This window comes from Providencia sp. AGC89, assembly GCF_053543535.1.
On sequence record NZ_JBIXLP010000008.1, the window covers coordinates 62,235 to 73,889 of the forward strand.

Here is an 11,655-nt window from a genome sequence, read left to right on the forward strand (position 1 = left end):
AAACCGTTTGGAATCAAGCCAACCGTATTTTGTCATTGATTTTTTTCAGGTGCAGGACGTATGGAACTGAAATCAACACAGATTGGACAGCGTCTGGCTCAGCATCCCTACAATCGGGTTCGCTTACTCAACGCAGGTATCGAAGTCAGTGGTGAAAACCACCAATATCTTATCCCATTCAATGAACTTATTGACCTTCGTTGTAAGAGGGGCATTGTTTGGGGGGAATTAGAATTTGAAATTGTGAACGAACAAGTTGTGCGTTTACACGGTACAGAGTGGAAACAAACTCAACGTTTTTACCATTATTTGTATGAAAAATGGCAACAATGGAGTGCCGAAATGAGCCAAGTCAGTGCGCAAGTATTGACTGAATTGGTGAAAACCATTGAACAACTGATAAAACAAGATCATTGGCTTGGTTTACGTCAAGTTAGCAGTATCAAAGACAAAATTACTCAGAACTTTTCATCACTTCCTTTACCGTTAGTACGTATTCCATCGTTTGAAAATTGTGCATCTCAGTATCAATTTTGCCTTAAGTGGTTGAATGACAGTGAAAAATGTCGCAAGCAAATTAATGAAAAGTGGTGCGAGTCTGTTTTGGTGCGTTATCACGATTTTTTCCAACAAGTTGAATCTTCACCATTAAATTACTCACAATCACTATCTGTCATTAACGGCGAAGATAATGTGTTAGTGCTGGCAGGTGCTGGTAGTGGGAAAACGTCGGTTTTAGTCGCCAGAGCAGGCTGGCTAATACTAAGAGGGTTGGCAGAACCAAAGCAAATTTTATTGCTGGCATTTGGTCGCAAAGCTGCCGATGAAATGAATCAGCGCATTCAGCTACGTTTACAGCAGGATATCGAAGCGAAAACATTTCATGCGCTTGCTCTGCATATTATTCGGGAAGGTAGTAAAAAATCACCGGTTATCAGTGAACTCGAAACCAACAGTCAAAAACGTCAAACATTGTTATTAACAGAATGGCGAGAGCAATGTTCAACGAAAAAGGCTCAAGCGAAAGGTTGGCGAGAGTGGCTGGCTGAAGAGCTCCAATGGGAAATTCCCGATGGTGAGTTTTGGAATGATGACAAAATAAGCCATAAAGTTGCTGCGCGTTTAGAACGTTGGTTAAGCTTAATGCGTATGCATGGTGGTAGCCAAAAGGATATGGTAGATAAGGTCAATGATGAAATTAAAGATCTTTTCCAAAAACGCATTCGTTTGATGGCACCATTATTAAAAGCATGGAAAAGTGCGCTAAAAGAGGAAGGTGCGGTTGATTTTTCTGGGTTAATTCATCAGGCGGTGAATATTTTAGAAAAAGGGCGCTTTATTAGCCCATGGAAACATATTTTAGTTGATGAATTCCAAGATATTTCACCTCTTAGAGCCAAATTGCTTCAAGCGTTACGTCAACAAAATAAGCAAACAACGTTGTTTGCAGTGGGCGATGATTGGCAAGCTATTTACCGTTTTAGTGGCGCTGAATTAGACCTGACCACCTCATTTGAAAATAATTTTGGGGAAGGGGAGCTTTGTGCTTTGGATACAACCTATCGCTTCAATGAACGTATTGGCGATATTGCGAATCGGTTTATTTTACAAAATCCAATTCAGCTTCATAAGCCATTAAATAGCTTAACTAAAGGTAGTAAAAAATCAGTTGTTCTTCTATATGAACAAGCATTGGAACGGTTATTGGATAAAATGAGCGGCTATGTACTTGATGATGAAAGGATATTAGTACTGGCACGTTATCATTATTTAAAACCTGAAATTTTGAATAAAGCGCATACCCGTTGGCCAAAATTGACGATTGAATTTATGACGGTACATGCATCAAAAGGGCAGCAAGCAGATTATGTGATTATTTGTGGCTTAAACAGTGGTAAGGATGGTTTCCCTGCGCCGGCAAGGGAGTCAATTATTGAGCAAGCACTGTTGCCACAACCTGAAGATTTTGAGCATGCAGAAGAAAGGCGGTTACTGTATGTGGCCTTAACAAGGGCTAAACAGCAAGTTTGGTTATTATATAACCCCGAATTACCATCAGAATTTGTTGAAGAACTTAAACAATTAGGTGTCCCAAAACAGAAAAAGCCTTAGGGGGATGGGCATGCGAACATGCCCAGTAAACTAGTTAGTGCGTTTTGTTAGGTAGTTTTGGTAGTCAGGGATCACGATTTCTATATTGTCATCAAAATAAGGTGATGTGATTAAAAAATCAGCGGTTGCTGGGTTGGTGGCTACGGGAATATTCCATACGGTAGCTAAACGTAATAATGCTTTAACATCAGGATCATGCGGTACAGCATTAAGTGGGTCCCAGAAAAAAATCAATAGGTCGATTTTTTTTTCCGCAATCATCGCGCCAATTTGTTGGTCTCCGCCCATTGGGCCACTCATCATACTGGTGACGGGTAACCCTGTATGTTGGCTAATTAATGAACCAGTAGTCCCTGTGGCATATAATTTATGCGCTTTAAGTCGCTCATTATTCTTTTTTGTCCAAGATAATAACGAGGGTTTGCAGTGGTCATGGGCAACCAAGGCGATATTTTTTGATGCAGCAATTTTACGGGTTGTTGATTCCATGAGGTTCCCTTAAATAAGATGTGAGATAGGCATCTTTAAAACTGTGTGAGCAAAGAAGTACAACATATACCATAATGCTAATGAATAGTTTACTGATTTTAGGAGATATTTTGATGAGAGATCAAGAAATTGCTGAAATTTTAAAGAGTGTCAATACCATCGCTTTAGTTGGGGCTAGTGATAAAGCCGATAGGCCAAGTTATGAAGTCATGGAATATCTCTTACATCAAGGTTATACCGTTATTCCTGTTAGTCCTAAATTGGCTGGCCAACAGTTATTAGGTCAGTTAGTGTATGAAAAACTTAGTGATATACCTCAACCCATTGATATGGTTGATGTGTTCCGCAATGCAGAAGCCGCTGTTGGTGTCGCTAAAGAAGCAGTGCAAGTTAAAGCGAAAGTATTATGGTTGCAACAAGGGGTTATTAGCGAAGAAGCTAAAAGTATTGCGTTACAGGCAGGGTTACAATTTGTTATGGATAAATGCCCAAAACAGGAAATACCCGCTTTAGGGCTTGAAAAGTAGCCTTTCATTGATGATAAAAGTAAAGCAGCATGTGAGCTGCTTTACGGAGCGTTCATTAATGATAAAGCCGTTAGTTACGCAGACGTGGCGCTAATAACTGAGACCTTATTGATTCTGCCAGTTCATCCATAGAAGGTTGTTCTGGGTGGTCATCAGCAGTCTCGTAAGTGATTTGAGCTTCAGCCAAATAGGTATGAACAGCATCCCCGTTGTCATCTTCCATTACAACATGATACCAAGGCAGATCGCGTAGTGTGCTGTTTGCGGCAATATCATCATCATGTGGTTGTTCGAGCGAATATTCAGCATCTACATCAACAACGACACCTAGGTAGCCGAGAAGCTTGTGCCTGACTTGTTGCCCGATTCCATATTTACTGGTGATCATCATAGCGACCTCCTAAAAGCCTTGCTTGTACTTCAATTTATATATGGGCAGTGTTGTGCGTTTTCAAGCGAAGTATGGACAATTATCAATAACGCAATACACTGTCTTTATACGCAACTATGAAAAGCAGTGCCTCATTTAGCAGATTATCTGTTCAATGAATAAAAAACAACTGCTAAAAAAAGGTATCTATATATTATGCTCTGACAATGGAGGCTTATATGACTGCATCAGGTCGCAATTTTTACATTTATGGGCGTGTTCAAGGCGTTGGGTTTCGTTATCAAACCTATCATTGGGCTAACCAAAATGGCATAAAAGGTTTTGTGTGTAATCGAGATGACGGCAGTGTTAGGCTGGCCATTTATGGTTCAGAGCAAGATATTGAATTTGTAGATGAATGGCTTAAAGCAGGTGGGCCTCCGGGGGCTAATATCGACCATTTCTTCACTGAAAGTTGGCAAACTGAGCTAATAGCGGACTTTTCCGTCCGCTATTAGGAAGAAATTAAATGCACTTTACTGGCTTTGGTAGGCCTGCGAGTTTTGTCGCTTGCTTTGCGGGCCCTTTAGGAAATAACCGATATAAATAGCGGCTATTGCCTTTTTCTTCGCCAAATTGCTGAGAAACCGCTTTCACCAACATACGAATGGCCGGTGAGGTATTGAATTCCAAGTAGAAATTTCTCACAAAACGGATAATTTCTAAATGCTCATTGGTGAGTTCAATGCCTTCCTGCTGCGCAAGTAGAGGGATGAGGTCTTCACTCCATTGTTGGCTATCAAGCAGGTAGCCCTGCGGGTCTGTTTTAATTTCTTGATTGTTAAAAACCAACATACTCATTTTTAATCCAAATAAAATTAGAGTATGAATTTAACAAAAATAGAGAAATAACCCAAGTAAAGTCGTTAGAATGTTGATATTTTCGCCCAACAGTATGAAATGCGTATATTTTTAAAGCGAATGATTAAATTAGGGGTTTACATCCAATCAGAGGATGTTTATAGTGCTCGTCATTGCGGAGGGGTGGCCGAGCGGCTGAAGGCAGCGGTCTTGAAAACCGCCGATGGGCAACCATCCGAGAGTTCGAATCTCTCCTCCTCCGCCAGAATTCAACGCCATGCTATTGATTAGCATGGCATTTTTGTTTTTTAGGTTTTATGAGTATGCCATCCAGTATGCCATTTTATTTTGGCTTCCCTCCGATTGTATTGGCTAGTATTGGACTCAATTTGGATATAACGAGTTCGAATTGAGACTAGTAAAATAATAAAGGTGAAGTAATGGTAACAATACCCACCTTCGATTATTATTTTATCATGAGCTCTAATTCTTAGTCATGCACTCAACTATCCCCAATGTGTTTATGTTCTTGGCACTGACCCATCCGAGTTTAGCCGATTCAGGTAAATCATCAAAAAGTGTTATGGCATGGTAGAGTTGTACCCATTGTTCATCAACTGTTCGTTTTGCGACCCAGAATTGTTCTTTACCTGATGTGGGCTGATAGTTGATAGACTTGGAACCTCTATCGGGTTGATCATAAATCTGAAGCGTATTGGCAGGAGATGAGCTGAACTCAACACAATCTCGATAGGTTGGCTTAGGTTGTTTGCCGAAATAAATCCCCAATGTGACGATTGCGATAATTCCCACAAAAGAAAGGCTATTTAATGTGCGATTTTTCATTGAAAGATAACCTCCACATGGTCAATGTGTTTTCCTTGACTGTAAGCATCCAGCCACACTTTTTTGTTAATACGGGATAAGCGGTAATAGGTATCGAGAGGGCCGTCTTCACAATCGCCAGTTGATGTACTAAATAGTTGGTTGGTTTGACTATCAATCACTTCGGCAATTACGAAGGCACATTTAGCGCCCAGATTCACTGTGCTCGTGACGACATAACGTCCCTCGAGGTAATCGTCAACACGACAATCCTTATCGGCAATCGCTTGGTTATTACACATTGGTGTAAAACCACTTTTATCGATGGCGGTATCAAATACATTCGTGTTAAAGGCGCTCGCGGTAAAATTGAGACAAAAAGTCATGAAAATGAAGATGTATTTACTCATGATTTACTCCCATTGTTGAACCGTCTTTCTGATGGTTGTTTTTCTGATAGGTGAGTCGACCTAATGTGATTGCAATAGCCAGTTCGATAAAAAATAGCAGGAATAATCCGAACATATTTAATCGGTTAGGCAATAGAACGTTAAGGAGTGCCAGTAGCGCTAAGATAACAAGGGAAATGATTGTTGACAGGGTTATCCTGAGTTTTCGAGAACGCGTTGCCGTGTATTGTTGTAGGAAGCCATACCCCCAATACCCCACATAACCTGCGATAGTACCCGCTAGAATCACCATGATATTGAGATTGATTTGGTTGCCAATGCCTATCGCTAAGGCATTCATAATGACAAGGTATAGCGCTAAGAATGTCATTAAACGGAAAATAGGATGCGGGTATTCAAATGGATGGGATACATTTTTAACGGTATGGATATAGACAATAACGCCAGCGCTCAGTCCGATAAGGCAGGCGAAAAGGAGGAAAATAAAAAAGTATTCATAAAGTATAAAAATTAAAGCATGGTCAAAAACCATAAAAGGAATAATCCCGATGAGCAATAAGTAGATAACACATAAAGAGGCGATGAAAGCGAAGACGAATGCCAAAATTTTTCGTGTTAGCATTAAACGGAAAGGGATACCCTTAAACCCATAAATGACCCACAACAATATTTGAGAAATCAAGAGTGGGGCTAACATCGCGATAAGGTAATACAGTAGATACATTAAGGGCTTACCAATAAATGAGTCGATATTATAGTGATTGGCGATGATGACTGTAAAACCGAATACTAGCACTAAGCTAATGATGAAAAAAATTCGTTCAACACCTAAACGAATATGATTAATTGAATTCATTTGTACCTCTTTTTATTACAATTATTCTGTGAATAAAATTTAATCGCAGTTGTTTTTTTGTTTAATCAAGAAAATAGCCAACATCAAAAAGGCATGTTGGCTAGGTAAGTTGAGGGTAATCTTTAAGGCTGAATGCCAGAGATTAGAATCGGTAAGTCAAACCAAGCATGATATCGTTGGCCTTCACTTTGATTTTTGAGGTGTTTTCCCCATCGCCTACCGCTGTTGTGATGTCGGCTTTTCCAGCATCTAAATAGCGATAACTTAGACCCATATCCCAATCGTCATTGATGGCATAGTTCACCCCCGCACCGACACTCCAGGCAAAGTTATTGGCGGTATGCGTGTGAGTATCATGCAGAGAGAGTCCTGGGGTATAAGCATCAGCGCGGGTGGTTTTAAAATCCACGGCCGCATAGCCTAGCCCGACAGAGATATACGGCGTGAAATTTGAGCTATTTTTAATGTCGTAGTACCCATTGACCATTAACGTATTGAGTTTGATTTGGTTTTTAATATCACGAGTTTGATGTACGCCATTACGCACACGGTCGCGGATGTTGTAGGTTGAATTCGCTTTATCACGCGCCATAAATTCCAATTCAGCTCGAACAGGGATATCAAACTGATTGGAAAAGTCATAACCCAACGCAAGTCCACCGCCAAATACACCAGTACGATGGCTATCTCCATTTTTTGTACCATTATCACCGGCATCAGCATAGCCACTGTAGACAAACTGCTGGCCAGACATTTGCACAATGGATGCGCCCATTTTACCCGTGATATAAAGCCCCGTTTTACTGTCATCCGTATTCGCGAATGCCGGTAATGAAATGCACCCCATCAGGGCGGGAACAATAAACGCTTTTTTCATGATTGATTTCCTTTTAATCAATATCACATTAAGTATGGTTGAATCGCGTTATGTCAGTGGAAGGTATGAAAGATTTGACTCAATCACCTTAATATCACTGACATAAAGATAATTTAGCGTGAGACAGTTTAACTTAATCGATCTGTTTTACCTATCAATAATTAAAATATGATCGGTAATATCGATCATAACTATCAATAAACGGTTATCGATCGGCGTAATCGATCAATTGTTGTTTTGGTGCTTAAATAAGAAAAAGCGTTGATGAGAGAGTGAGTCAAAATGGACAGGAATAAAATGATGTTTAAAGAATGCTCTCCTTTCTTGAATAGGTTGGTATGCTCGATATTATCAAGTACCAAAATACGGGATAAGTCTTTATGTTAGCGCTAACGCTTTATAAGCAACGCCGTTTACTCATGTTATCGATATGAAAACCGAACTCCGTTAAGACCCAATGGTTTGATGTATTCCATCGAATCCAGTCTTTTTTCTCCAGCGAATCGAGCGTGAAAATCTGACGTTGCGTAACCGATTGAAACGACTTAATCGCAAGACGTTAGGGTATTCAAAATCATCTGGCATGCATGACAAGATCATTGGGACTTTCATTGAGCGAGAGTATTACGTTTGAAATGCCATCAACCCTTTGGATGCGTGACCCATTTTTTATAAAAATACTAATCAAAGTGGAAGTAGGCTTAATTTATCCATCCAATATAGGATAAACTCAAAGTGATCAGTACTTATTCAATTCAATGTCACACACATGACACACGCATAAGGGCCATCTCTGTCTTGGCGACGTTCAACGTAAACAGCTAACACGCCACGACAATCTGGCACCTCCTTACCAATATAATGCTCGCTATTACCAACCCATTTATACTTTCCTGCACAATAACGAGCAAGGCGAGAGCCTAAATGTTGCTGATGGATCTTCATTGCTGCGGATTTACGGATGATATTCATGGTTCACCTCATACTAAGCCATGCTCAGCGAAAGAGAAGATTTGCTGACCACCGATGATCAGATGGTCAAGTACTCGTACTTCAATTAGCTGCAATGCTTTTATTAATTGTTGCGTGATAGATTTATCCGCTTGGCTTGGCGTGATATCGCCTGACGGATGGTTGTGTGCAAAGATAACGGCAGCAGCATTAAAATGAAGTGCTCGTTTGACGACTTCACGAGGATAAACTTGTGTGCTGCTAATCGAGCCAGCAAACAGGGTTTCACTGCTTATCAACTGATTTTGTTGATTCAAGTAGAGCACAATAAACGCTTCACGCTCTAATGCTGACATTTTTAGCCGTAACCAATCCCTCACATTTTGCGTTGATGTAAAAGCAATACCCGGTTCACGCAGATACTTATCCAGTATGGTCAACGCACGTTTGATAGTACGTTGTTCATTAGGAAGCAGTGTTAAGGTATTCGTATAAGTATTGATACTCTCCATCGTTAATATCTCCATCATTACGAGGCTAGTTGAAGCATATTTTCAGCCATCACCCACAAGGCTCGGTTAAGCTTCACATCACCATCAATCCCATTCACTGAACGCGTGCGAGCGCGTTTACCTTTCGCATTTCTGCCTGATAATCCCCCTTTAATTAAATTTTCTTGCAAACGTTGGTACACCGTCCAAAGATCGTCCTTCTTATCTTCTACACGGCGTGGCTGTAATACTTGCGCTTCGGTCACAGGTTGATGCGCTTCACCATAACGATATGTGAGAGCAGATTGAGCAAAGATGTGTTGGGCTGGTGGCGGTAATAATAGGGACTGCATGGCATCACGTTGCTCATCCATGCGTTCAAATAGCCCTAACACTTCATAAGCCCCTTCAATCACTTTTTCCACCACATCGCCCTTGTGCGGTACACGCACCTCACCAAAGGTTTGTCCGCAAATTAAGCCATTCTGACAAACGAATCGGAACATCCCCGGTAACATCTGATAACTCGATGAGCCATCATGACTATTGAGCAAGATAATCTCAGGCACTTGCTGACTGGTGATTTGACCTTCACGACGTAGACGTAACATATGCTTGGTGTGCTCTCGGCGACTAGCATCACGTACACGCGTTTGGCAAGCAAAGAACGGATAGAAGCCTTCTTTTTGAAGACTATCCAATAAGGTAATTGTAGGGATGTAAGTATAACGTTCACTTCTGGATTCGTGTTTTTCTTCTGAAAATACGCTAGGTACTGTGCGGAATAATTCTTCAATGGTTAACGGGCGGTCACGACGAATAGAGCAAGCATTGCCAAAACGGGAAGCTAAACGAGACATAGGGGTTCTCCTCAATAATTAAACTGATAAATCATTCGATAAATGGATTAAATGAAGATTGCTGGTGGGGGAAAGATAAAACCGTGACTGATAAATCAGTCTATAAGGCGAAAGATTTGAGCTTGCTCCGGATGCTGTATAGCGTAATCACGCAACAGGTAAAAATATTCCACCAGCACAGGGCTTTCGGTTTTAAATGACCAGATGCTATACACCAGTAAACAGACAGCAATACCGGCTGCTTCAGGGCTTAACTCAGCTTCATTTCCGTTATGCGGGTTAAACATTTGCAGGGAGGTTTCGAGCATATCAGGCCAGATAAATGCGCCGCCATTAGACAGCATACTGAACTCCCAGAAAGCACCTTGATAGCGATTACAAAGCTTCGCCATCATGTTAAAGATATCGCCTTCAATACGTTGCCAGTCTGGCACAGTACCAAAGTAAAAACGCCAGAAGGTACTACGACCACGGGAATTGACGAGGTTGGTTTTGATAACAGTTGATTCTTGCTCTTGTAAGGTAAACATAATAGAACTCCAATTCAGTCGATATTGATAGACAGTAATAAGCAAAAAAGCCCTACACCTTGCGGTGCAGAGCTTTCTCGAAATGATAGGTATATTGAGTATCATTTTTAGTGACGCATTCTGATGATTGATTCACTAAAATAATATAGATATAAAAATAAATGTAAGTTAATTAATGAGTTAGTCTGATGATGCTTTTATAATGAATCAGATAATACGAAGGCGTAAATAAGGACGTGGTTAATCGATTAGATGGAAAATGGCGGAACGTTCTGGGTGTTGTGCCGCATAATCACGCAATTGATAAAAGCGATCGACGAGGATGTCACTTTCCGTTTGAAATGACCATAAACTGTACATCATCAAACACACGGCAATACCTGCCGCTTCGCAACTGACGTTGGCTTCGTTACCGTTATGTGGGTTGAACAGCGTCAGTGTCTCTTGAGGTAAATCGGGATAAATAAAAGCGCCGCCATTAGATAAAGTGCAATATTCCCAATATCCACCCTGATAGTAATCACAAAACTGTCCCATAGTGGTAAAGATGACCACTTCAAAGGTGCTCCAGCCTTTCACGCTTCCGAAGTGGTTGATCCAAAAATCCAGGCGTTGCTCATCGGGAACGAGTGTCATTGTAACTGCACATTCAGTTGTATTATTCATCAGTTGATACTCCAAGAAAAAGAAATAAAAAAGCGCCAGTCCTTAACGGGGCTGGCGCTGAGAGTGATAATTAATGGGGTAATGTAAGAGGTTAAAAGAACATTCTCCACAGGGATTTAGCGACGGAGACGATACTGTTTTTAACGGTGCTAACCGTACTTCTTATCAATGGCGGCAAGGGAATGATATTGATTAAGGTATCCACAATATCACTGACACATTGACCAAAATCGTTACGTGCGGCGTTCTCCACCGATTGTGTCCGGTAAGAGGTGTTCAGTTGCCTAGCTACTCCGCTACTGGCTTGCGCCGGTAACGCCTGTATGAGTTGCTCTGCTAATTCAGTGAGTTGATAGTTTTCGACCGCAGAAACTGTTATCACAGGATGATGCGGCTTAAAGGCGGTTATGACGGCTTGTTGCTTTAATTTTAAGTTATAGGCCTGCTCTGAGGATGGTTGATGCTTGTATTCATCCCACTGGCGACAAGGCTCTATTTTATCGGCTTGGTTCAAGACAAATAGAAATTGACTAGGTTGGTAACCGCATTTCTTCGTGAGAAAGCGATAGCACTGTTCATCAGAAGACCATGCTCGGTCGTCGGCCTTGAGTACCCAAATGATTAAATCGAATTCTGGTAATAAGTTGCGATAGAGCTGGTGGTACTCTTTATCCCGCTCAAGGCTTTCCCCCACGCCGGGTAAATCTACAAAAGTGAGAGTATGGTTGTTCATCGTCATGCTGAAGCGTTGGGCTTGGCGTGTGCAGCCTGAAACATCACTCACAGGTGATAATGACGATTGAAACAGTGCATTGATCAGACTGGATTTT

At 41.1% G+C, this 11,655-nt stretch carries 16 protein-coding genes, 1 tRNA gene and 1 pseudogene; 5 read left to right on the forward strand and 13 right to left on the reverse strand.

The window, feature by feature from the left end:
• The first annotated feature begins 60 nt into the window (after positions 1–60).
• Positions 61–2,112, forward strand: coding sequence for a DNA helicase IV (gene helD, locus ACIPUA_RS04485; protein WP_166686776.1), 2,052 nt, complete (start codon positions 61–63; stop codon positions 2,110–2,112).
• Positions 2,113–2,142: 30 nt separating this feature from the next.
• On the opposite strand, the gene ACIPUA_RS04490 is transcribed toward helD, so the two are convergent.
• The gene (locus ACIPUA_RS04490; RefSeq protein ID WP_042846434.1) at positions 2,143–2,601 is read right to left on the reverse strand and encodes a methylglyoxal synthase; all 459 of its coding nucleotides are present in this window, start codon (positions 2,599–2,601) and stop codon (positions 2,143–2,145) included.
• 113 nt (positions 2,602–2,714) lie between these two features.
• Here ACIPUA_RS04490 and ACIPUA_RS04495 point away from each other — a divergent pair, with 113 nt between their 5' ends.
• The gene (locus ACIPUA_RS04495; protein ID WP_449059316.1) at positions 2,715–3,128 is read left to right on the forward strand and encodes a CoA-binding protein; all 414 of its coding nucleotides are present in this window, start codon (positions 2,715–2,717) and stop codon (positions 3,126–3,128) included.
• Positions 3,129–3,198: 70 nt separating this feature from the next.
• Here the strand turns inward: ACIPUA_RS04495 and hspQ are convergent, their stop codons facing one another.
• The gene (hspQ, locus tag ACIPUA_RS04500; RefSeq protein ID WP_173424817.1) at positions 3,199–3,519 is read right to left on the reverse strand and encodes a heat shock protein HspQ; all 321 of its coding nucleotides are present in this window, start codon (positions 3,517–3,519) and stop codon (positions 3,199–3,201) included.
• A gap of 218 nt (positions 3,520–3,737) precedes the next feature.
• Between hspQ and ACIPUA_RS04505 the strand changes: the two genes are divergently transcribed.
• Positions 3,738–4,016: an acylphosphatase gene (locus ACIPUA_RS04505; RefSeq protein ID WP_449059317.1), complete on the forward strand. Its 279-nt coding sequence runs from the start codon at positions 3,738–3,740 to the stop codon at positions 4,014–4,016.
• Between the two features lie 7 nt (positions 4,017–4,023).
• On the opposite strand, the gene tusE is transcribed toward ACIPUA_RS04505, so the two are convergent.
• Positions 4,024–4,353 (reverse strand): sulfurtransferase TusE, encoded by a 330-nt coding sequence (gene tusE, locus ACIPUA_RS04510; RefSeq protein ID WP_042846636.1) that lies wholly within the window; start codon positions 4,351–4,353, stop codon positions 4,024–4,026.
• A 183-nt stretch (positions 4,354–4,536) separates the two neighbouring features.
• Here tusE and ACIPUA_RS04515 point away from each other — a divergent pair.
• Positions 4,537–4,624 (forward strand) — tRNA-Ser (locus tag ACIPUA_RS04515).
• A 218-nt stretch (positions 4,625–4,842) separates the two neighbouring features.
• Here ACIPUA_RS04515 and ACIPUA_RS04520 read toward each other — a convergent pair.
• From ACIPUA_RS04520 to ACIPUA_RS04535, 4 genes are all read right to left on the reverse strand, one after another.
• Positions 4,843–5,205, reverse strand: a complete 363-nt coding sequence (locus tag ACIPUA_RS04520) for a hypothetical protein (RefSeq protein WP_281110641.1) — start codon at positions 5,203–5,205, stop codon at positions 4,843–4,845.
• The gene (locus ACIPUA_RS04525) at positions 5,202–5,594 is read right to left on the reverse strand and encodes a hypothetical protein (RefSeq protein WP_036941106.1); all 393 of its coding nucleotides are present in this window, start codon (positions 5,592–5,594) and stop codon (positions 5,202–5,204) included. Before ACIPUA_RS04525 ends, ACIPUA_RS04520 begins: the two co-directional genes overlap by 4 nt.
• Entirely contained in the window at positions 5,587–6,450 is an 864-nt protein-coding gene (locus tag ACIPUA_RS04530) for a hypothetical protein (RefSeq protein WP_449059318.1), read from the reverse strand. Before ACIPUA_RS04530 ends, ACIPUA_RS04525 begins: the two co-directional genes overlap by 8 nt.
• A gap of 142 nt (positions 6,451–6,592) precedes the next feature.
• The gene (locus ACIPUA_RS04535; protein WP_272672074.1) at positions 6,593–7,327 is read right to left on the reverse strand and encodes an outer membrane protein; all 735 of its coding nucleotides are present in this window, start codon (positions 7,325–7,327) and stop codon (positions 6,593–6,595) included.
• A gap of 490 nt (positions 7,328–7,817) precedes the next feature.
• Here ACIPUA_RS04535 and ACIPUA_RS04540 point away from each other — a divergent pair.
• Positions 7,818–7,961: pseudogene (locus ACIPUA_RS04540) on the forward strand (IS1 family transposase); the annotation flags it as partial.
• 116 nt (positions 7,962–8,077) lie between these two features.
• Here the strand turns inward: ACIPUA_RS04540 and ACIPUA_RS04545 are convergent.
• The 6 genes from ACIPUA_RS04545 to ACIPUA_RS04570 form a co-directional block, all read right to left on the reverse strand.
• Positions 8,078–8,299, reverse strand: a complete 222-nt coding sequence (locus tag ACIPUA_RS04545) for a DUF987 family protein (protein WP_036941096.1) — start codon at positions 8,297–8,299, stop codon at positions 8,078–8,080.
• Between the two features lie 8 nt (positions 8,300–8,307).
• The gene (locus ACIPUA_RS04550) at positions 8,308–8,790 is read right to left on the reverse strand and encodes a JAB domain-containing protein (protein ID WP_014656726.1); all 483 of its coding nucleotides are present in this window, start codon (positions 8,788–8,790) and stop codon (positions 8,308–8,310) included.
• A 17-nt stretch (positions 8,791–8,807) separates the two neighbouring features.
• A complete protein-coding gene (locus ACIPUA_RS04555; RefSeq protein ID WP_036941089.1) occupies positions 8,808–9,629 on the reverse strand; it encodes a DUF932 domain-containing protein in 822 nt (273 codons plus the stop codon).
• 95 nt (positions 9,630–9,724) lie between these two features.
• Positions 9,725–10,159, reverse strand: coding sequence for an antirestriction protein (locus ACIPUA_RS04560; protein ID WP_004917455.1), 435 nt, complete (start codon positions 10,157–10,159; stop codon positions 9,725–9,727).
• A gap of 240 nt (positions 10,160–10,399) precedes the next feature.
• Positions 10,400–10,825, reverse strand: a complete 426-nt coding sequence (locus ACIPUA_RS04565) for an antirestriction protein (protein ID WP_449059319.1) — start codon at positions 10,823–10,825, stop codon at positions 10,400–10,402.
• Between the two features lie 91 nt (positions 10,826–10,916).
• Positions 10,917–11,655, reverse strand: a 739-nt coding sequence (locus ACIPUA_RS04570) for a GTPase family protein (protein WP_449059320.1), incomplete at its 5' end; no start/stop codon positions are given.

Bases quoted from the DNA above. Each gene is read 5' to 3' on its own strand.
- helD (WP_166686776.1), top strand. From the start codon at position 61: ATGGAACTGAAATCAACACAGATTGGACAGCGTCTGGCTCAGCATCCC.
- ACIPUA_RS04490 (WP_042846434.1), bottom strand. From the start codon at position 2,601: ATGGAATCAACAACCCGTAAAATTGCTGCATCAAAAAATATCGCCTTG.
- ACIPUA_RS04495 (WP_449059316.1), top strand. From the start codon at position 2,715: ATGAGAGATCAAGAAATTGCTGAAATTTTAAAGAGTGTCAATACCATC.
- hspQ (WP_173424817.1), bottom strand. From the start codon at position 3,519: ATGATGATCACCAGTAAATATGGAATCGGGCAACAAGTCAGGCACAAG.
- ACIPUA_RS04505 (WP_449059317.1), top strand. From the start codon at position 3,738: ATGACTGCATCAGGTCGCAATTTTTACATTTATGGGCGTGTTCAAGGC.
- tusE (WP_042846636.1), bottom strand. From the start codon at position 4,353: ATGTTGGTTTTTAACAATCAAGAAATTAAAACAGACCCGCAGGGCTAC.
- ACIPUA_RS04520 (WP_281110641.1), bottom strand. From the start codon at position 5,205: ATGAAAAATCGCACATTAAATAGCCTTTCTTTTGTGGGAATTATCGCA.
- ACIPUA_RS04525 (WP_036941106.1), bottom strand. From the start codon at position 5,594: ATGAGTAAATACATCTTCATTTTCATGACTTTTTGTCTCAATTTTACC.
- ACIPUA_RS04530 (WP_449059318.1), bottom strand. From the start codon at position 6,450: ATGAATTCAATTAATCATATTCGTTTAGGTGTTGAACGAATTTTTTTC.
- ACIPUA_RS04535 (WP_272672074.1), bottom strand. From the start codon at position 7,327: ATGAAAAAAGCGTTTATTGTTCCCGCCCTGATGGGGTGCATTTCATTA.
- ACIPUA_RS04545 (WP_036941096.1), bottom strand. From the start codon at position 8,299: ATGAATATCATCCGTAAATCCGCAGCAATGAAGATCCATCAGCAACAT.
- ACIPUA_RS04550 (WP_014656726.1), bottom strand. From the start codon at position 8,790: ATGGAGAGTATCAATACTTATACGAATACCTTAACACTGCTTCCTAAT.
- ACIPUA_RS04555 (WP_036941089.1), bottom strand. From the start codon at position 9,629: ATGTCTCGTTTAGCTTCCCGTTTTGGCAATGCTTGCTCTATTCGTCGT.
- ACIPUA_RS04560 (WP_004917455.1), bottom strand. From the start codon at position 10,159: ATGTTTACCTTACAAGAGCAAGAATCAACTGTTATCAAAACCAACCTC.
- ACIPUA_RS04565 (WP_449059319.1), bottom strand. From the start codon at position 10,825: ATGAATAATACAACTGAATGTGCAGTTACAATGACACTCGTTCCCGAT.